Raw genomic sequence first — 19,468 nt, 5'->3', positions numbered from 1 at the left:
TGTGGCATTGCGCCGCCCTGAATTCTATTGCGTTGCAGCGCAACTGACCTATCGTCAACTATCAAACGTGGTTCGTCAAATCCGGAAAAGTCGCGATGGGCAATTGTCCGGCGGCTCCTTGATGCGTGTGCGAGCCCGCAGCACTGTTCAAGACGTCGAGTTCAACACTCAGGGACGATAGGTACAATGACGATATTCAATGCTCGCTCCGCTGTTCTCGCGATGGCGCTGGCCGGGCTTGCGCCATGGCTGGCCGGTTGCAGCGAGCCGAAGCAGGCGGTGGCGTCGATTGCCGCGGAAGAGCCGGAAGTCAGCGTCGTCTCCGTGAAGCCGCATGCGCGTTCCCTGATCCGCGAACTGCCCGGCCGTATCGCCCCGACCCGCGTCGCCGATGTGCGTCCGCGCGTGTCCGGCATCGTGGTCGAGCGCCTGTTCAGTCAAGGCAGCGAAGTGAAGGCCGGCACCCCTCTCTACCGCATCGACCCGAAGCCGTTCGAAGTTGAATTGCAAGCCAGCGACGCGGCGCTGGCCAAGGCGACCGCGGCCTACGACGTGACCTTCCAGCAGGCGCGACGAATTTCGACGCTGGCTGGCCAGAAGGCGGTGTCCGAAGCCGAGAACGAAAAGGCGATCGGTGCGATGCGCCAGGCCGAGGCGGAAATCGCCGGCCGCAAGGCGGACGTCGCGCGCGCCAGGCTCAATCTTGACTATGCCACCATCCGCGCGCCGATCAGCGGTATCGTCGGTGCCGCGCTGGTCAGCGAAGGCGCGCTGGTGGTGCAGAATGACAGCACCAATCTCGCCACCATTCAGCAACTCGATCCGGTCTATGCCGACTTCACGCAGTCGGTGAGCGAAATGAACTCGCTGCGTCGCGCCTTCGACAAGGGCGATCTCGACCGCATCGCCGGCGCCGCCAAGGTGCGACTGGTGCTCGATGACGGCACGCTGTATCCGATCGCCGGCAAGCTGCTGTTCTCCGAATCCAAGGTCGATACGTTCACCGGCCATGTCACGTTGCGCGGTGAGTTCTCCAATCCGAAGAATGAATTGCTTCCGGGCATGTATGTCCGGGTGCAGATCGAACAGGGCATCGATACCGATGCCATCGCGGTGCCGCAGCAGGCGGTGCAGCGCAATGGCGGCGGCGGCGCGGAAGTGTTCGTCGTCAAGGCCGATGGTCATGTCGCCACCCAGGTGGTGCGCATGGGCGCGGTGCAGGACGGCCAATGGTTCGTGACCGAGGGTCTGAAGGGTGGCGAGCGCGTCGTCGTCGAAGGGTTCCAGAAATTTGCGCCGGGCGACAAGGTCAAGCCGTTGCCCTGGAGCGAGGCGGAAACCGCCATTAACACCGCGGCGGGCGATCAGCCCACGATAGCGAAACCCTGAGACCTGATTAATGGCCAATTTTTTCATCGACAGGCCGATTTTTGCCTGGGTCGTCGCGCTGTTCATCTGTCTGTTCGGTGCCATCGCGCTTCCGCAGTTGCCGATCGCGCAGTATCCGATCATCGCGCCGCCATCGATCTCGATCTCGACCAGCTACCCCGGCGCTTCGCCGGAAAATCTCTACAACAGCGTCACGCGTCTGATCGAGGAAGAGCTGAACGGCGCCGCCGGCATTCTGAACTTTGAATCCACCTCCGACTCGCTCGGCGCGGTCGAGATCATCGCCAACTTCGTACCCGGCACGGACACCAGTCAGGCGTCGGTCGAAGTCCAGAACCGCCTCAAGCGCGTCGAGGCGCGGTTGCCGCGCGCGGTCATCCAGCAGGGCATCCTGGTGGAGGAGGCCTCCGCGGCGGTGCTGAACATCATCACGCTGCGCTCCACCGACGGCAGCCTCGATGAAGTCGGCCTCGGCGACTTCATGATCCGCAACGTGCTCGGCGAAGTCCGCCGCATTCCCGGCGTCGGCCGCGCCTCGCTGTATTCCACCGAGCGCTCGCTGCGGGTCTGGGTCGATCCGGCCAAGCTGGTCGGCTACAAGCTGACCTCCGATGAGGTCAACAAGGCGATCACCGCGCAGAACGCCCAGGTCGCGTCCGGCAGCGTCGGTGCCGAGCCGAGCACCGCCACGACCAAGACGTCGTCGCTGGTTCTCGTGAAGGGCCAGCTCACCACGCCGGAGGAATTCGGTGCCATCGTGCTGCGAGCCAATCCCGACGGCTCCACCGTCCGGCTGCGCGACGTCGCCCGCGTCGAGATCGGCGGGCTGAGCTACCAGTTCACTACCCGCCTCGACGGCAAGCCGACCGCCGGTCTTTCGGTGCTGATGTCTCCGAAGGGCAATGCGCTGGCGACCGCCTCCGCGATCGAAGCCAAGATGAAGGAGCTGTCGAACTTCTTCCCGGCCAATATCGCCTATGACATTCCCTACAACGTCACGCCGGTGGTCAAGGCTTCGATCCAGAAGGTGGTGATGACGCTGCTCGAAGCGATCGTCCTCGTCTTCATCGTGATGTTCATCTTCCTGCAGAACTTCCGCTACACGCTGATTCCGACCATCGTGCTGCCGATCGCGCTGCTCGGCACCTGTACGATGTTGCTGCTGGCCGGCTACTCGATCAACATGCTGACCATGTTCGGCATGGTGCTGGCGGTCGGCATTCTGGTCGATGACGCCATCGTGGTGGTCGAGAACGTCGAACGCATCATGACGGAGGAGGGGCTTCCGCCGAAGGAAGCCACCAAGAAGGCGATGGGCCAGATTTCCGGCGCCATCATCGGCGTCACGCTGGTGATGATCGGTGTTTTCGTGCCGATGGCGTTCTTCCCGGGCTCGGTCGGCATCATCTACCGCCAGTTTTCCGTCACCATGGTCGCCTCGATCGCGTTCTCGGCGCTGCTGGCGCTGTCGCTGACGCCGGCGTTGTGCGCGACCTTCCTGAAGCCGGTGAAAGAGGGCCATGGCCACGCCAAGAAGGGCGTGTTCGGCTGGTTCAACCGCAAGCTCGACGCGACCCGTGACGGCTATTCGAAAACCGTCGGCTGGTCGCTGAAGCGGACCGGCCGCCTGCTGATCGTCTATGTCGCGCTGCTGGTGGGCCTGACCTGGGGCTTCATGCGGATGCCCGGCGGCTTCCTGCCGATCGACGACCAGGGCTTCATCACCACCGACGTGCAGACGCCGTCGGACTCCTCCTTCGCGCGCACCGAGAGCGCCATCGAGAAGGTCGAGGCCTATCTGGCCAAGCGTTCCGGCATCGAGAGCGTCGTGTTCCTGACCGGTTTCAGCTTTCTCGGCCAGGGCATGAACACCGCGCAGGCCTTCATCACCCTGAAGGACTGGTCTGACCGTCCGCCCGGCGATTCCGCCGAAGCGCTGGTGGCTGACATCAATAAGGAATTGTCTTCGATCCGCGATGCCAAGATTTCGGCGCTGCAGCCGCCGCCGATCGACAATCTCGGTAACTCCTCGGGCTTCAGTTTCCGTCTGCAGGACCGTGGCCAGAAGGGTTTCATCGCCCTCAACGCCGCCTCCGACAAGCTGATCACCGACGCCAATGCCAGTCCCGTGCTGCAGAAGGTGTTCGTCGAAGGCCTGCCGCCGGCGCCGCTGGTCAATCTGATGATCGACCGCGAAAAGGCCGGCGCCTTCGGCGTCACCTTCGAGGACATCAACGCGACGATCTCCACCAATCTCGGCTCCAACTACATCAACGACTTTCCGAACCGCGGCCGCATGCAGCGCGTCGTGGTGCAGTCGGAAGCCGCCAACCGGATGAATGCGACCGACATCCTGAACTACAACGTCAAGAACAGCCGCGGGCAGCTGGTGCCGTTCTCGTCCTTTGCCACCGTGGAATGGGCGAAGGGGCCAACCCAGATCGCCGGCTTCAACTTCTATCCGGCGGTGCGCATCTCCGGCGAGGCGCGGCCCGGCTTCACCTCGGGCGACGCCATCGCCGAGATGGAGCGGCTGGCCGGCCTGCTGCCGCGCGGCTTCGGCTTCGAGTGGACCGGGCAATCGCTGCAGGAGAAGTTGTCAGGGTCGCAGGCGCCGTTCCTGCTCGGGCTGTCGGCGCTGGTGGTGTTCCTGGTGCTGGCCGCGCTCTATGAGAGCTGGACCATCCCGATGGCGGTGCTGATGACGGTGCCGCTGGGCATCTGCGGCGCCGTGCTGGCGGCAACGTTGCGTGGCCTGCCGAATGATGTGTACTTCACGGTCGGGCTGATCACGATCATCGGGCTCGCGGCCAAGAACGCGATCCTGATCATCGAATTCGCCAAGGACCTTCGCGCCGGCGGCAAGTCGCTGCTCGATGCCACCATGGAAGCCTGCTTCCTGCGCTTCCGCCCGATCGTGATGACCGGTCTTGCCTTCATCTGCGGCGTGATCCCGATGGTGTTCGCCAAAGGCGCAGGCGGCCAGAGCCAGAACGCGTTGGGCACCTCTGTCACCGGCGGCATGATCGCGGTGGTGATCCTCGCGCTGCTGATGGTGCCGGTGTTCTTCGTCGCCATCCAGCGGCTGTTCTCGCCGGACAAGGTGAAGACCGAGGAAGTGAAGCAGGACGAGCCGACCGGACAGGCGACGACGGCGCATTCGTAAGGGACGTGCCCCGGACGCGATGCAACACGCCGTGTTGCTTCGCAGAGCCGGGGCCGTCCTAGGCTACCGCGTCTGTGACCCGTAGACGGCCAGGACCGGCAAGGTCAAAACATGTCTCTGGAAACTCACGGTTGATCAGCATATTTCTATCTTCGGCAATAGCCCGAGAGATTGAAGTGGCCGTTTGCATGATGTTAATGGTTGTTAAAGCGTAATCTTCTACTCATGATTGAAGATGGCTTCGCGATGTCTGTGGGAACCGTCAAATGGTTTAAAGCTTCCAAAGGATTTGGTTTCATCCAACCGGATGATGGCGGCCATGACGTTTTTGTTCATATCAGCGCCGTCGAGCGAGCCGGTCTTGGTACACTTCGGAAAGGCCAAAAGATCAGCTATGAGATAGTTTCTGATCGTCGGTTGGGGCTAGCAAATGCGGTTAATGACGCAGCTAGAGCTGCAAGCAAAGAAATGAAAATTCTTCCTGCGAAATGATGTCGATCTAGTTATTCAAGTCGATCTAGTTATTCAAGAAGACAGTCATGGTCACGGTGAAAAGTTCAGAAGATGCATTTCTGCACTTTAAACAGAAATACGGTCTTGATGCGGACGGCGACATCAACGCAGTCGCCTTGTTTGCTTTCAGTATGGTCGAGAACGATAAGTTTAATTGGTTGGCACATTTGAGAGAAAGCCAAGGAGCCGCACCGCCACCGCGAATGGTCGTAGATTGGTACGCGAACAAGCCGCCGGTTTATTTTGAAGAAAAAGGCGAAGAGGCTAATTTATGGCTTCTCGGTTTTTCGAAAATACTGTTGGCAGACGAAATAAAGGCGAGAGAAAAACAAGCCGTGAAAGAACAATTGGGCAAAATTGGAAGACCTTGGCCAGCGTTTTGGATTGGTAACTTAGCGGGTCTGACCAGCAACATCATTTTCGCCGGTATTGTCGTTCTCTTTGCGATCTAGTTTGGTTTTGACTTTTCGTTTGTCGCATGGACCAAAAAGATTATGGGACCAAACTAAAGCGGCTTCAGGATCCGGGTTAGCTCGCCGTTCACGAATTCATTGCCGCAGACCACGTTGCAGGTCTTCAGCACGTCGCCGCCATGGATGTCGCCGACGGTGCCGCCGGCTTCCTTGATCAGCACGATGCCCGCCGCGATATCCCAGGGCTGCAGATTGCGCTCCCAGTAGCCGTCGAGCCGGCCGGCGGCGACATAGGCCATATCCAGCGACGCGGCGCCGAAACGACGCAGGCCGGCGACTTTCGGCTGCAGCGCCGTCATTTCCTTGCGTGACAATTCGTGGTTGCCGCGGCCGAGATGCGGCAGGCCGCAGGCGATCACGCATTCATTGAGCTGCTTGCGGCCGGCGACGCGCAAACGGGTGTCGTTGAGAAACGCGCCAGAGCCTTTCTCAGCCATGTAGAGTTCGTCATTGGCGGGGTTGTAGATCAGCCCGGCGATGGCGACGCCCTCGCGCAGCAGGCCGATCGAGACCGCGAAATGCGGGATGCCATGCAGGAAGTTGGTGGTGCCGTCCAAGGGATCGACGACCCAGCTATGGCTCTTGTCGGTGCCCTCGCGGTTACCGCCTTCCTCGCCGAGGAAGCCGTAGCCGGGACGCGCCTTGTTGAGGTCGGTGTAGAGCATCTCCTCGGCGCGCTTGTCGGCCAGGCTGACGAAATTCGCCGGGCCCTTCATCGAGACCTGCAGATTCTCGATCTCGCCAAGGTCGCGCTTGAGGCTGCGGCCGGCGCGGCGCGCCGCCTTCACCATGACGTTCATCAGGGCTGAATTGATCATGATTGCGCTCAAGACGACCTGGGCGTCAGGTCTCAATTAAGTGTTGCGGGATTTGCTGGGCGATGGGTGCCCTGCGAGAGGCTGAACGTCAAGGCCCGATCATTTCGGGGTGCCGAGCCATTTTCGCGCGGCGTCCTGGGCGCTGCTGCGCTCTTCCGGGGTGGCCTTGGCGAGAATCTCGTCGAGCATCAGATCGCCCTTGCCGGACGTTTTTGCGACAATGTGCCATTTCAGGCCTTCCAGCCGCTCCGCCGTGTCCGTGCGCAACGCCAGCACCCGCGCCAGCCGGTTCTGCGCGGGTGCTGGCGCGGGCTGTTCTGCTTCGAGGCCTTGCGCAGCAGCGCCAGGGCGGCGGCTTCATTCTTCGGGGTTCCGGTGCCATTGTACAGCGCGATGGCATATTCGACCTCGGCATCGACATTCTCGGCCAGCGCCGCCGCCTGCAGCAGCCGGACCGCCTTGTCGAGGTTCTTCTCGACGCCGGTACCTTCCTTGTAGAACGTCGCCAGCGCGTATTGCGCCTCCGGATTGCCGGCGTCGGCGGCGACGCGCAGCAATTCGGCGGCGCGTCTTATATCCTGCGGGAAGGTCTGGCCGTCGAGATAGAGCAGCGCCAGATTATAGGCGGCCTTGGGATTGCCGAGCTTGGCGGACGACGCCAGCCATCTGGCGGCTTCGTCGCGATTGCCGGTCTTGCCGCGATCCGACAGCCGCAGCATCGCCAGCGCGAACATCGCCTCGCGGTCGCCGCGTTCGGCGGCGCGCTGATACCACTCCGCCGCCTTGGCATAGTCGCGCTTGACCCCCATGGCGTTGGCGTAGAGCTCGCCCAGCATGGTCATGGCTTTGGGATCGTTGTTTTCCTGCGCGCGCTTCATGGCGAGGTCGAACGCGGTCTTGTACTGGCCGCGCTGATAGGCGCCGTAAACCAGATCGGCATTGGGATCGACGGGACCGTCCGCTGCTTCCGCGGGTTTGACCGCGGGGGCCTTCTTAGCGGCAACGGGCGCCGGTGGCTTCGCAAGCGCTTTTGGCGGCGTGGCGGGGCTGGCCTTCGGCGGCGCGGTGGGCGCAGGCGGCGTCAGCTGGATCTGTGCGACCGCGCATCCGGCCCAGGTCGCACAACCCGCCACAATCGTGAGGCAACGCAGGATTTTCATTCCGGCGTCATTCCTGTTCGGCTTTGGCTTTGTTCAGCATGGCGACGTAACCCTGCCTGATCGCCAGCTCCGCGTCCATCAATGCCGCCGTCGCTCCCCGCGGATCGGCCCAGATGAAGTCGCCGACCAGCACGAAATCGGCCCCGGATGCGGCAAATTCCCGCGCTTCCTCGAGTGAGGCGGCGTAGCCGACACAGGGTGGCTCGAACAATTCGGCCCACCAGTGCAGCCGCTCGGCGATGGCCTCCATCGACGGCCGCTCACCCTGCGCGTCCGGCTCGCCGAACAACACGTAATCGACGCCGGCTTCGCCCGCCGCCATGGAATCGTGCCGCGTCGGCAGCTGGCCGACGCCGGAGATCCAGTCCGGTTTCAGGCTGTCCATCGCGTCCGGCAGCGCCTCGATGCCCGCGATATGCGCGCCGTCAGCGCCGCTGCGCGCCACCAGTTCGGCGTGTCCCTCGATCAGCAGCGCCGCGCCGCTCGGCTGCACCACCGGCACCAGCGCCTTGATGCGCGAGATCAGGGTGCGCTGGTCGGTCATTTTCAGCCGCAGCAGCACGGCCGCGATATCCGCCTTCGCGAGCAGCTCCGGCAGGCTGGCGACCAGCATGGCGGGGTCCTCGGTCACCGGCGTGGCGAGATAGAGCCGCGGCCGCGGCGGCGGTGGAACGGGTTTTGAAGCCAAGATTATGCCGCCTTCTGGTTTTCTTGATTGGTCGTCCATTCGCCATTGCTGGCGAGTGAATTCATCCGGGCGCGGTGGGTGAAGGCCTGCTGGCCGGCGCCGACGTTATCTGCCTTGCCGGCCCACGCCTGTTGCGGCGCAGCCTGCAGCGCCCGGCCGTAGGAAAAGGTCAGCGGCCAGGGCAGGCCGCCGATCCGGTTCATGGCGTCGAGATGCGCGGTGGCGTCTAGGTCGGACTGGCCGCCGGACAGAAAGGCGATGCCGGGCACCGCCGCCGGAACGCATTGCTTCAACATCCGCACGGTCTTCTCGGCGACTTCCCGCACGCTCGCCTGCGTCTTCGATTTCTTGCCGGAGATCGCCATGTTCGGCTTCAGGATCATGCCCTCCAGCGCGACGCGCTGGATCCGTAATTGCTGGAACGTCTCGTGTAGTACCTGCGTGGTCACCTCGACGCAGCGGTCGATATCGTGATCGCCGTCCATCAGCACTTCCGGCTCGACGATCGGCACGATCTGCGCCTGCTGGCACAGCGCCGCATAGCGCGCCAGCGCATGCGCATTGACGTGGATCGCCGTCATGCTCGGAATTCCCTGGCCGATATCGATCACCGCGCGCCATTTCGCGAAGCGCGCACCGCGCGCGTGGTATTTTGCGAGCCGCTCGGCGAGCTTATCGAGGCCCACTGTAACCAGTTCGCCCGGGCAGCCAGGCAATGCCTGCGTGCCCTCATCTACCTTGATGCCGGGAATAGCGCCGGCCTGCTCGATCAGCTTCACCAATGGCGTGCCGTCGGCGGCGTTCTGCCAGATGGTCTCGTCGTACAGGATGACGCCGGAAATCGCGTTGCTCATGGCGTCAGCGGAGCGGAACAGCATCTCGCGATAGTCGCGGCGGGAATTTTCCGTAGACTCGACGCCGATCGCATCGAAGCGCTTCTTGATGGTGCCGCCGGACTCGTCCGCCGCCAGCAGCCCCTTGCCGGAAGCCACCATGGCGAGAGCGACCTTGTTGAGTTCGGCGAGATTCATCGAAATGTCCTGCATGGCGGCGTCTTGACGGCAAAAGGTGACGGATGTCAGGCAAAGCCAAGGAAGACGGCCAAGGCGCGATCGACCAACGCCATATCTTCATTGGAAACACGGCCGATAAAAGTCCCGGTCTTAGCGCGCGGCAGGGTGGCAATTTTATCGATCATGACGTGCGATCTCTGTCGAAGACCATTCTCCTCGGACGGCTCCAACCGAACGCGAAAGACTTCCTGCCGCGGCCGATCGCTGGTCAGAGGGACGACCGTAACCGAAGCGAGATGCTCGAATTCATCAGCTTGCACAATGATGGCCGGACGTGGTTTTCCATAGTCACGAACCAGCGCGACCGAAATGAGGTCGCCCCGTCTCACTTCCATTCACTGAAGTCTGCGAGCTCCAGCATGTCTTCCATGACACGGGTGCTTTCTTCGTCGGCATTGATCCTGGCAATATCCCTTGCCAGCGCTTCCCGGTAGCCGGGTGCATTGACGTCAGGTACCCAGATGGTCACCGGCTTGAGGCCGGCGGCCTTCATTTTTTCGCGGTGCCTGCGGACTCGCTCGGCTCCATCGGACATGGCGGCCTCCATTTGTTACATGTAACATAGGGCAGGCCGCCATCGCCTTCAAGAACCAAGGCGCCCTATCAGGCGATCTTGGCGGCCAGTTCGCCGGAGGCGTAGCGCTTGGCCATGTCGGCGGGGGTCAGGATCTTCTTGAACTTGCTGGCCTGGCCGGCGGTATTGAATTCCTGCAGGCGCTGCTTGCACAGCTTGACCATCGCTTCCATCGCCGGCTTGAGATATTTGCGCGGGTCGAATTCGCTGGGATTCTCGCTGAGAATCTTGCGGATCTGGCCGGTCATGGCCATCCGGTTGTCGGTGTCGATGTTGATCTTGCGCACGCCATGCTTGATGCCGCGCTGGATCTCCGACACCGGCACGCCCCAGGTCGGCTTCATCTCGCCGCCATAGGCGTTGATGATATCCTGCAGGTCCTGCGGTACCGCGGAGGAGCCGTGCATCACCAGATGGGTGTTGGGCAGCTTGCGGTGGATCTCCTCGATCACGCCCATGGCCAGAATGTCGCCATCCGGCTTGCGGGTGAATTTGTAGGCGCCGTGCGAGGTGCCCATGGCGATCGCCAGCGCGTCGACCTGGGTCTGCTGGACGAATTTCACGGCCTCGTCGGGATTGGTCAGCAACTGGTCATGCGACAACTGGCCCTCGGCGCCATGGCCGTCCTCGGCCTCCCCCATGCCGCTCTCCAGCGAGCCGAGCACGCCGAGTTCGCCTTCCACCGAAATGCCGCCGAGATGCGCCATGTCGGTGACGGTCTTGGTCACGTTGACATTGAAATCCCAGTCCGCCGGGGTCTTGCCGTCTTCCTTCAGCGAGCCGTCCATCATCACCGAGGTGAAGCCGGCCTGGATCGCGGTCATGCAGGTCGCCGGCCCATTGCCGTGGTCGAGATGCACGCAGACCGGGATTTGCGGATAGATCTCGGTGACCGCGTCCATCATGTGCTTGAGCATGATGTCGTTGGCGTAGGAGCGGGCGCCGCGCGACGCCTGGATGATCACCGGCGCATCGACGCTCGATGCCGCCTCCATGATCGCCAGCGCTTGTTCCATGTTGTTGATGTTGAAGGCCGGCACGCCGTAATCGTGCTCGGCGGCATGATCGAGCAATTGACGCAAGGTGATGCGGGCCATGGGGAACTCCTTGGATGGGGGCGGCGGCTTGACCGGCGGGAAGAATGCAGCCCCGCTCTTAACGCGGCGGACGCCGGAATCCAAGCCGCTGAAAGTCGCGGATGGGGCAGATGTCATGGCGGCGGAAGTTGGCTTAGCTTTTCTTGGTTTCAAGCGCTGTGACGCGCGCTTCGATATCGCCCACTCGCTCATCGAAGAAGCCGGAGGTCGCGCGCATCATCACCATCATGCCCGCACTGTCGTGTCGATTTTTGCGGACGACATCTTCGACCCGTTCAAGCCGCTCGCGCAGATCGACGATGCCGTCCTGAATCTTCATCAGGATGTCCAGCGTGATATCTGTGGGGCGGTCCGCCATAAATGGAACATACCATAAACATCGGTAGGGGGAAAGTGTAGTTGTATCAGCCTTTCGCGACCTTCAGCACATCCACGCCGGGCAACGGCTTGCCTTCCATCCACTCCAGGAAGGCGCCGCCGGCCGTCGAAATATAGGAGAAGTCACCGGCCACGCCGGCATGGTTGAGCGCGGCCACGGTATCGCCGCCGCCGGCCACCGAGATCAACTTCTTCGCCTTGGTACGCTCCGCCGCATGCTTCGCCGCCGCCACGGTGCCGTGATCGAACGGCGTCATCTCGAAGGCACCGACAGGGCCGTTCCAGACCAGCGTCGCGGCGTCATCGATCGCGGCGTTGATACGCTCGACCGATTGCGGGCCGACGTCGAGGATCATGCCGTCCGCCGGAATGGCGTCGAGGCCACAGACCTGCGAGGGCGAATGGGCGGCGAAGTGGAACGCCACCACCGCGTCGACCGGCAGTATGATGGCGCAACCGGCGGTCTCGGCCTTGGCGATGATGCGCAAAGCGGTGGCGGCAAGATCTTTCTCGCATAGCGACTTGCCGACGCCGATGCCCTGCGCGTGCAAGAAGGTGTTGGCCATGCCGCCGCCGATCACCAGCGCATCGACCTTGGTGACTAGATTTTCCAGGAGGTCGATCTTCGACGACACCTTGGCGCCGCCGACGATCGCGATCACCGGACGGGTCGGGGCGTCGAGCGCCTTGCCGAGCGCGTCGAGTTCAGCCTGCATGGTGCGGCCGGCAAAAGCGGGCAACACGTGGCCGAGGCCTTCGGTGGAAGCATGCGCGCGGTGCGCCGCGGAGAAGGCGTCATTGACCCAAATGTCGCCAAGCCTGGCCAGTTCGGCGACAAAGGCCGGATCGTTGTTCTCTTCGCCGGCATGGAAGCGGGTGTTCTCGAGACAGAGGATGTCGCCATCCTGCATCGCCGCCACGGCCTTGGCCGCGACCTCGCCGACGCAGTCTTCCGCGAACGCGACCGGCTTGCCGATGACCTCGGCCAGTGCCGCCGCCACCGGCTTCAGCGACTGCTTGGGGTCGACGCCCTTCGGCCGGCCGAAATGCGCCAGCAGGATCACGCGCCCGCCCTTGCCGGCGATTTCGGTGATACCAGCCGCGATGCGCTCAAGCCGGGTGGCGTCGGTGATCTTGCCGCCGTCCATCGGGACATTGAGATCGACGCGCACGAGCACGCGCTTGCCGGAAACATTGACGTCATCGAGGGTGCGGAAGGAGCTCATCTATGACCAATCTTCTGGGCTAAACTTGTCGCTAGATATAGGGGCCACCAGTTTCTTCTGGCGGAGTGCCTTCCGGCCGGCGTGCGACCTGCATGCCTTGCCGGAATGCGAATACGATAAATGCGAACAGGAGAATTCCGGCCGGAACGCCAATCCATGGAGGAAGTGTCATTCCGGCCTCCTGTTGCTGGAATTGATAGTTAGATCAGCTTGCCCATCGCCACGGCCGTGTCGGCCATGCGGTTGGAGAAGCCCCATTCATTGTCGTACCAGGACAGCACGCGCACCAGCGTGCCGTTCTGCACCTTGGTCTGGTCGAAGGCGAAGGTCGAGGAATGAGGGTCGTGGTTGAAGTCGATCGACACGTTCGGATGCGCGGTGGTGCCGAGGATGCCCTTGAGGTCGCCGCTCTCGGCGGCGGCCTTGAAGGCGGCATTGATCTCGGCGACGGTCACCGACTTCTTGGCAATGATCTTCAGATCGATCACCGAGACGTTCGGGGTCGGCACGCGGATCGAGACGCCGTCGAGCTTGCCGGCCAGTTCCGGCATCACCAGGCCGATCGCCTTGGCCGCCCCCGTCGAGGTCGGGATCATCGACATCGCCGCGGCGCGGCCGCGGTAGAGATCGCTGTGCAGGGTGTCGAGCGTCGGCTGGTCACCGGTATAGGCGTGGATGGTGGTCATGAAGCCGGTCTCGATGCCGACCAGCTCGTTCAGCACCTTGGCGACGGGCGCCAGCGCATTCGTCGTGCAGGACCCGTTGGAGACGACCAAATGATCCTTGGTCAGCGTCCGGTGGTTGACGCCATAGACGATCGTCGCGTCGGCGCCGTCGGACGGCGCGGAGACCAGCACGCGCTTGGCGCCGGCGGTGAGGTGCATCGAGGCCTTCGCCTTGGCGCTGAAGATGCCGGTGCATTCCAGCGCGATGTCGATGCCGAGGTCCTTCCAGGGAAGGGTGTTGGGATCGCGCACCGCGGTGACCTTGATCTTGCCCATGCCGATATCGATGCTGTCGCCATCGACCTTCACCTCGCCGGGGAAGCGGCCATGCACGCTGTCGAAGCGCAGCAGATGCGCGTTGCTTTCGACCGAACCGAGATCGTTGATGGCGACGACTTCGATGTCGGTGCGCTTGGACTCATAGATCGCCCGCAGGACGTTGCGGCCAATGCGGCCAAACCCGTTGATCGAAACCCGGACTGCCATTCAACTTCTCCCTGTAGTGCTCAAGACCTTGGTGTTGCTTGCATATAGTGATGTCTGGTCGGCATTTCATGCCCTGAATGGAACGCTGTTGCAATCGCACGGATCGAGCAGCGTTCCGACAGGGTTAAACGGCGTTGTGACGCCGTGTCGCGGCTTCCACCGCCGCCTCGGCGGTGATGCCGAAATATTTGTACAGCTCCTTGGCCGGCGCGCTGGCGCCGAACGTGCTCATGCCGATGAAGATACCGTCATGGCCGATCACGGCGTCCCAGCCGAATCGCACCGCGGCCTCGATCGCGATCTTGACCGGCGCGTCGCCAATAATGCCGCGGCGGCTCTCGTCCGGCTGCTGCAGCAGCAGTTCGAGCGAGGGCACGGAGACCACCCGCGTCGCGATGCCCTTGTCGGCGAGAAGCTTCTGCGCGACGACCGCGATCTCGACTTCGGAGCCGGAGGCGAAGATCGACACCTGCGCCTTACCCTCCGTCGGAATCAGCTCGTAGCCCCCCGTTGCGCAGAGATTGTCATCGTGATGCACGGTCCGCGCCGGCGTCAGGTTCTGGCGCGACAGCGCCAGCACCGTCGGGCCCTTGGTGTTTTCCAGCGCCAGCTGCCAGCATTCGGCGGTCTCGACCGGATCGGCCGGCCGGAAGGTGCGCATGTTCGGCATCGCGCGCAGCGACGCCAGGTGCTCGACCGGCTGATGCGTCGGGCCGTCTTCGCCGAGCCCGATTGAATCATGGGTCATGATGTAGACCACCGGGACGTGCGACAGCGCGGCGATGCGCATCGCAGGCCGGGCATAATCGGTGAAGCACATGAAGGTGCCGCCGGCCGGCGCGAAGCCGCCATGGGTCGAGATGCCGTTCATCGCCGCGGCCATGCCCATTTCGCGAATGCCGTAATGGATGTAGCGGCCGCTGAAATCGCCGGGCTTCACATCCTTGGCGTTCTTGGTGCGGGTGTTGTTGGACGGCGTCAGATCGGCGGAGCCGAGCAGCAGTTCCGGCATCATCGGCACCAGCGCTTCCAGCACCAGCTCGCTCGACTTGCGGGTGGCGATGGTCTGCGGTTCGTCGACCAGCTTCTGCTTCAGCTTGCGGATAGTATCGCCGAGCGCCGCCGGACGCTTGTGGTCGATGCGGCGGGTGAATTCGCCGCGCTCGGCCTCGGAGCGGGCGTCGAAGCGCTTCTTCCAGTCGGCGTGGGCCGGGGCGCCACGGGTGCCGGCGCTGCGCCAGGCCCGCAGCACGTCATCGGGAATTTCGAACGGGCCAAAGTCCCAGCCGAGCGCCTTCTTGGCGCCGGCCAGTTCCTCGGCGCCGAGTGGCTCGCCATGCGCCTTCGAGGTGCCGGCGCGGGTCGGGGCGCCGAAGCCGATCGTGGTCTTGCAGGCGATGAAGGAGGGGCGGTCGGATTGGTGCGCGTCGCGGATCGCGGCGGCGATCGCTTCCGGGTCGTGGCCGTCGATCCGCACCGAATTCCAGCCATGCGCCTTGAAGCGCTCGACCTGGTCGACGCTGTCCGACAGCGACAGCGGGCCGTCGATCGAGATGCCATTGTCGTCATGAAAGAAGATCAGCTTCGACAGCTTGAGGTGGCCAGCCATCGCGGCAGCCTCATGGCTGACGCCTTCCATCAGGTCGCCATCGGAGCACAGCACGTAAGTGTGGTGATCGACGATGTCGCCATATTCCGCGGCCAGCAGCCGTTCGGCCAGCGCCATGCCGACCGAGGAGGCGACGCCCTGGCCGAGCGGCCCGGTGGTGGTCTCGACACCGGCGGTGATGAAATTCTCGGGATGGCCGGGGGTCTTGGAGTGCAATTGGCGGAAATTCTTCAACTGGTCGAGCGTGACGTCCTCATTGCCGGTCAGATACAGCACGGCATAGAGCAACATCGAGCCGTGTCCGGCCGACAGGATGAAGCGGTCGCGGTCGGGCCAGCGCGGATCGGTCGAATCGAATTTCAGGAACTGGGTGAACAGCACGGTGGCGATGTCGGCGGCGCCCATCGGCAGGCCGGGATGGCCGGATTTGGCCTTTTCGACGCCATCCATGGCGAGCGCGCGAATCGCATTGGCCATCTTCGAGTGATCAACCTGCGCCATGTCAGTTTTCCGCCTGAATTGAAGGGATTGGGACGTTCCGCGTCCGCGAGAGATGCGGCTTTGCAGCAAAGTCGGGGCATAACGATGGAGAGACCGCTGGATAGCACCGGACTTCACCAGAGTCCAAGCAACTCCCAGGCGCGGGCTTGGTTGCTCTGCCCCGCTTGGCCCTCTTGCTGCAACCGTTTTCCAGCCTTTGCGGTGCATAGCTGTTCAGCGTCGTTGCGTCGGGCTCGCTTGCCACGTAAATTTCGGCCGCTAAAGGCTTGCCGAGGCGCCATTTTTGCTGCTGGCGTTGATGTCGCACCCAAGGTTCGCGTAGCCGTATGAACGATCGACCCGTCTATGGTCCTGCCAGCCCGGAGCCCGCCCATGGCGCGGTGGCCGAGATCGACGCGGCGACGCGGCGGTTGATGGCGGCGCTGGACGCGCTGGAGAGCGCGGTCGAACGCCGTCGCGAGGCCGATCGCGACGAGGACGAACTGGCGACGCGGATTCAAGCGCTCGGCGTCGACCGTTCACGGCTGGCCGACAAGCTCGACAGCACGCTGGTGAAATCCCGCCGGCTGGAACGCGCCAATCGCGAGATTGCCGGGCGGCTCGATGTCGCGATCGGCACGCTGCGCGACGTTCTCGACGCGGAAAATGCAGCGGACGATCCGTCATGAGCCACATCAATGTCACCATCAATGGCCGGCAATACCGGATGGCCTGCGAGGAGGGCCAGGAGGCCCGCCTGCTGCAGCTTGCCGGCAGCCTGGAATCCCGCATCGAGAACCTGCGCGGCAAGTTCGGCGAGATCGGCGACGCCCGCCTCACGGTGATGGCCTCGCTGACGCTGGCCGATGAGCTGGTCGACGCCAATGAGCAGATCCGCTCGCTGCGCGAGGAGCTGACCGCGTTGCGCGACGTCCGTGTGGCGGCCACCGACCGCGCCCGCGCCACCCAGACCGCGGTGGCCGCGGCGCTGAATGCCGCGGCCGAACGCATCGAGAAGACCACCCAGGTGCTCAACCGCACCATCGGCGGCGGCGTCGCGATCGGGTAGGGGCTGGTGACCTCTGGCCCATCTCCGCCATTGCGAGGTCAGGAAAGCCAATTGGATTTCCCTGACCTAGGAAGAAAGGGCACTTGTCCCGGACGCAGCGCAATGCGCCTCCGCAGGAGGCGTCATGAGCCGCGGAGCCGGGACCGCCAAAAACGTCGTTGCCTGATAAGGTCCCGGCTCTGCGGAGCGGCATAAGAATGCCGCACCGCGTCCGTGACACGAGTCCGATCTTTCATATCTCAGGATCAGCCAAAAGACCGGTCCCAAACTCGGAATGACGGCTGTGAGATCCCTACTTCCCTACTGGCGTAACCATCCCATCGCGCCTACATTGGGATCGCGAAGCTGTGTCGCGCGTCAGAAGCCATAATATCCCCGGGGCCTTATCGATCCTCACGGGAACTGTCCCTGGCCGGGTCCGTGGATCCGGTCATATGGTGCCCACCTACTCTCGTAGGTGCTCCGGGATCGAGTGCTTCAACGGCCATCGCGGCTTCGCACTTTTTGATCAGAGGTCTCGATGAGACATGTTCAGATATTGCTGCCCGAGGCGTTGAGCGACTTTGTCGAGACCAACGTTGCGAGCGGCCAATATGCCTCCGCCAGCGATGTCATAGGCGATGCTCTGCGCCTGCTCGAAGCACAGCAGTCCGATGCCGCCAAGCTAGAATGGCTTCAGGAAGCTGTGCGTGTCGGCCTCGAAAGCGGCGATGCGGGCGAGGTTGATATTGAAGACGTCATCGCCGAGGCGAAAGCCCGACGTGCCGCTCCAGGACGGTAATGCGGGTCCGGCTGACGCGACTGGCGCGCAGCGACCTTCTCGCTATTTCGGATTACCTTACGCAACAGAGTGAAGCAGGTGCTTCGCCGGATCGCACAACGCTATCAACAGCTTTCGCTGTTTCCAAATCGCGGCACTCCCCGATCCGATATGCTCGCCGGCGTGCGGATGCTGGTCGTCGAGCGATGGCTTGTACTTTATATGGTGGGACCTGATGTCGTGGTTATTCTCCGTATCGTTGATGGTTCGCGCGACCTGTCACGGCTTTCCGTGCCCAATGACGATCTACTATGAGCGATAACGGGGCCGGTTCCCTAAAAGCCGAACTCCGTATCGCCGCCTTGTCACGTCGCGGTGCGCTGTCCGGCGACGAGCGCCGCGCCGCCGCGCGGGCCATCGCCGCGCGGGCCTTCCCGCTTGCCGTCACGCCGGGAATCATCGTCGCCGGCTATTCGCCGATCCGCGGCGAGATCGATCCGGTGCCGCTGATGCAGGCACTGGCGGCGCAAGGCGCGCGGCTGGCGCTACCGGGGATCGTGGCGCGGGATGCGCCGCTGCTGTTTCGCGCCTGGGAGCACGGCAGCACGCTGCTCGCGGGAGCGATGGGCATCCTGGAGCCGCCGCCGGACGCGCCGCGACTGATCCCGGATATCGTGCTGGTGCCGCTGGCCGCTTTCGACCACGCCGGCCACCGCATCGGCTACGGTGCTGGCCATTACGACCGCACCTTCGAGCAATTGCGGGCCATCCAGCCCTTTACCGCCGTCGGCATCGCCTTCGACGTGCAGGAAATCGCGAGGATTCCGGCGCGGCCGCACGACGTGGCGCTGGATTATGTGCTAACGGACACCCGGATGATTGATTTCCGGAGCATTTGATTTGCGCATTCTGTTTATCGGCGACGTGGTCGGCAAGACCGGCCGCAACGCCATCGCCGACCATTTGCCCGGCTGCGTGCGCGACTGGAAGCTCGATCTGGTGATCGTCAACGGCGAGAACGCCGCCGGCGGCTTCGGCATCACCGAGACGATCTACAATGATTTCATCGATGCCGGCGCCGACGCGGTGACGCTCGGCAACCACGCCTGGAATCAGAAGGAGGCGCTGGTATTCATCGAACGCGCGCCGCGGCTGATCCGGCCGCTGAATTTTCCGCGCCACACGCCCGGCCGCGGCGCCGCCATGATCGATACCAAGAACGGCGCCCGCGCTTTGGTCATCAACGCCATGGGCCGCGTCTTCATGGAGCCGCTCAACGACCCGTTCAGCGCCATCGGCAAGGAGATCGATGCCTGTCCGCTGGTCGAGGCGGTCGATGCCATCGTGATCGATTTTCACGGCGAGGCGACCAGCGAGAAGCAGGGCATGGGCTATTTCTGCGACGGCCGCGTCAGCCTCGTGGTCGGCACCCACACCCATGTCCCGACCGCCGATCATCAGGTGCTGCCCGGCGGCACCGCCTATATGAGCGACGCCGGCATGACCGGCGATTATGACTCGATCATCGGCATGCAGAAGGAAGAGCCGTTGCATCGCTTCACGACCGGCATTCCCTCGGGCCGGTTCGAGCCGGCGTTCGGCATCGCCACCCTGTCCGGCGTCGCGGTCGAGACCGACGATGCGACCGGGCTGGCGCTGCGGATCGCGCCGGTGCGGGCCGGTGGCCGGCTGGAGCCGGCGGTGCCGGGGTTTTGGGCGAGCTAGAGCATTTTCCGATCTTGCGGAATCGGGAGGGATTCCCTTTCGCGACAAATCGTGATTCA

General features: G+C 63.2%; 20 protein-coding genes, 1 other RNA gene and 1 pseudogene. 11 read left to right on the top strand and 11 right to left on the bottom strand.

The genetic code is table 11. The annotated features are described in order from the left end of the window. Positions 1-186 precede the first annotated feature (186 nt). The 4 genes from Q0S16_RS12540 to Q0S16_RS12525 all read left to right on the top strand — a co-directional run bounded on the left by Q0S16_RS12540 (position 187) and on the right by Q0S16_RS12525 (position 5,520). The gene (locus Q0S16_RS12540; protein ID WP_295848651.1) at positions 187-1,389 is read left to right on the top strand and encodes an efflux RND transporter periplasmic adaptor subunit; all 1,203 of its coding nucleotides are present in this window, start codon (positions 187-189) and stop codon (positions 1,387-1,389) included. A 10-nt stretch (positions 1,390-1,399) separates the two neighbouring features. Then, complete coding sequence (locus Q0S16_RS12535; protein WP_295848649.1) at positions 1,400-4,555, top strand: multidrug efflux RND transporter permease subunit; 3,156 nt, start codon at positions 1,400-1,402, stop codon at positions 4,553-4,555. 246 nt (positions 4,556-4,801) lie between these two features. Next, complete coding sequence (locus tag Q0S16_RS12530; protein ID WP_295848715.1) at positions 4,802-5,047, top strand: cold-shock protein; 246 nt, start codon at positions 4,802-4,804, stop codon at positions 5,045-5,047. A gap of 47 nt (positions 5,048-5,094) precedes the next feature. Beyond that, entirely contained in the window at positions 5,095-5,520 is a 426-nt protein-coding gene (locus tag Q0S16_RS12525) for a hypothetical protein (protein ID WP_295848647.1), read from the top strand. A gap of 53 nt (positions 5,521-5,573) precedes the next feature. Here Q0S16_RS12525 and Q0S16_RS12520 read toward each other — a convergent pair whose 3' ends face one another. The 11 genes and pseudogenes from Q0S16_RS12520 to tkt form a co-directional block, all read right to left on the bottom strand. Next, positions 5,574-6,359, bottom strand: a complete 786-nt coding sequence (locus Q0S16_RS12520) for an inositol monophosphatase family protein (RefSeq protein ID WP_295848645.1) — start codon at positions 6,357-6,359, stop codon at positions 5,574-5,576. Positions 6,360-6,458: 99 nt separating this feature from the next. Then, positions 6,459-7,519: pseudogene (locus Q0S16_RS12515) on the bottom strand (tetratricopeptide repeat protein). A 7-nt stretch (positions 7,520-7,526) separates the two neighbouring features. Then, entirely contained in the window at positions 7,527-8,207 is a 681-nt protein-coding gene (locus Q0S16_RS12510; RefSeq protein WP_295848642.1) for a thiamine phosphate synthase, read from the bottom strand. 2 nt (positions 8,208-8,209) lie between these two features. Beyond that, the gene (locus Q0S16_RS12505) at positions 8,210-9,238 is read right to left on the bottom strand and encodes a class I fructose-bisphosphate aldolase (RefSeq protein WP_295848713.1); all 1,029 of its coding nucleotides are present in this window, start codon (positions 9,236-9,238) and stop codon (positions 8,210-8,212) included. 47 nt (positions 9,239-9,285) lie between these two features. Continuing rightward, entirely contained in the window at positions 9,286-9,615 is a 330-nt protein-coding gene (locus Q0S16_RS12500; protein WP_366517825.1) for a type II toxin-antitoxin system PemK/MazF family toxin, read from the bottom strand. Next, positions 9,606-9,815: an antitoxin MazE family protein gene (locus tag Q0S16_RS12495; RefSeq protein WP_295848640.1), complete on the bottom strand. Its 210-nt coding sequence runs from the start codon at positions 9,813-9,815 to the stop codon at positions 9,606-9,608. The genes Q0S16_RS12500 and Q0S16_RS12495 overlap by 10 nt, the downstream gene beginning before the upstream one ends. Before the next feature lie 68 nt (positions 9,816-9,883). Further along, complete coding sequence (fba, locus tag Q0S16_RS12490; RefSeq protein ID WP_295848638.1) at positions 9,884-10,951, bottom strand: class II fructose-bisphosphate aldolase; 1,068 nt, start codon at positions 10,949-10,951, stop codon at positions 9,884-9,886. 133 nt (positions 10,952-11,084) lie between these two features. Beyond that, positions 11,085-11,270, bottom strand: a complete 186-nt coding sequence (locus tag Q0S16_RS12485; RefSeq protein ID WP_295848636.1) for a hypothetical protein — start codon at positions 11,268-11,270, stop codon at positions 11,085-11,087. An 85-nt stretch (positions 11,271-11,355) separates the two neighbouring features. Next, complete coding sequence (locus tag Q0S16_RS12480) at positions 11,356-12,555, bottom strand: phosphoglycerate kinase (protein ID WP_295848634.1); 1,200 nt, start codon at positions 12,553-12,555, stop codon at positions 11,356-11,358. A gap of 200 nt (positions 12,556-12,755) precedes the next feature. Beyond that, the gene (gap, locus tag Q0S16_RS12475; RefSeq protein WP_295848632.1) at positions 12,756-13,766 is read right to left on the bottom strand and encodes a type I glyceraldehyde-3-phosphate dehydrogenase; all 1,011 of its coding nucleotides are present in this window, start codon (positions 13,764-13,766) and stop codon (positions 12,756-12,758) included. 124 nt (positions 13,767-13,890) lie between these two features. Beyond that, entirely contained in the window at positions 13,891-15,876 is a 1,986-nt protein-coding gene (gene tkt, locus Q0S16_RS12470) for a transketolase (protein ID WP_295848631.1), read from the bottom strand. Between the two features lie 326 nt (positions 15,877-16,202). On the opposite strand from tkt, the gene Q0S16_RS12465 reads away from it, so the two are divergent. From Q0S16_RS12465 to Q0S16_RS12435, 7 genes are all read left to right on the top strand, one after another. Next, complete coding sequence (locus Q0S16_RS12465) at positions 16,203-16,544, top strand: DUF4164 domain-containing protein (RefSeq protein ID WP_295848629.1); 342 nt, start codon at positions 16,203-16,205, stop codon at positions 16,542-16,544. Further along, entirely contained in the window at positions 16,541-16,924 is a 384-nt protein-coding gene (locus tag Q0S16_RS12460) for a cell division protein ZapA (protein WP_295848627.1), read from the top strand. The genes Q0S16_RS12465 and Q0S16_RS12460 overlap by 4 nt, the downstream gene beginning before the upstream one ends. Positions 16,925-17,263: 339 nt before the next feature. Then, positions 17,264-17,424, top strand: a non-coding RNA gene (gene ssrS, locus Q0S16_RS12455) — 6S RNA. Positions 17,425-17,444: 20 nt separating this feature from the next. Then, entirely contained in the window at positions 17,445-17,705 is a 261-nt protein-coding gene (locus Q0S16_RS12450) for a type II toxin-antitoxin system ParD family antitoxin (RefSeq protein WP_295848625.1), read from the top strand. Between the two features lie 69 nt (positions 17,706-17,774). Beyond that, positions 17,775-17,999 carry a type II toxin-antitoxin system RelE/ParE family toxin gene (locus tag Q0S16_RS12445; protein ID WP_295848622.1) on the top strand — a complete coding sequence of 75 codons (225 nt, stop codon included), beginning with the start codon at positions 17,775-17,777 and terminating at the stop codon, positions 17,997-17,999. Further along, on the top strand, positions 17,996-18,583 hold the full coding sequence (locus Q0S16_RS12440; protein WP_295848620.1) for a 5-formyltetrahydrofolate cyclo-ligase: 588 nt from the start codon (positions 17,996-17,998) through the stop codon (positions 18,581-18,583). The genes Q0S16_RS12445 and Q0S16_RS12440 overlap by 4 nt, the downstream gene beginning before the upstream one ends. A 1-nt stretch (position 18,584) precedes the next feature. Further along, positions 18,585-19,409: a TIGR00282 family metallophosphoesterase gene (locus tag Q0S16_RS12435; protein ID WP_295848618.1), complete on the top strand. Its 825-nt coding sequence runs from the start codon at positions 18,585-18,587 to the stop codon at positions 19,407-19,409. Positions 19,410-19,468 lie beyond the last annotated feature (59 nt).

Source organism: Tardiphaga sp. (genome assembly GCF_025356345.1).
In the GTDB taxonomy this organism is placed as follows: domain Bacteria; phylum Pseudomonadota; class Alphaproteobacteria; order Rhizobiales; family Xanthobacteraceae; genus Tardiphaga.
This window is presented reverse-complemented; position numbering and strand designations above follow the sequence as displayed.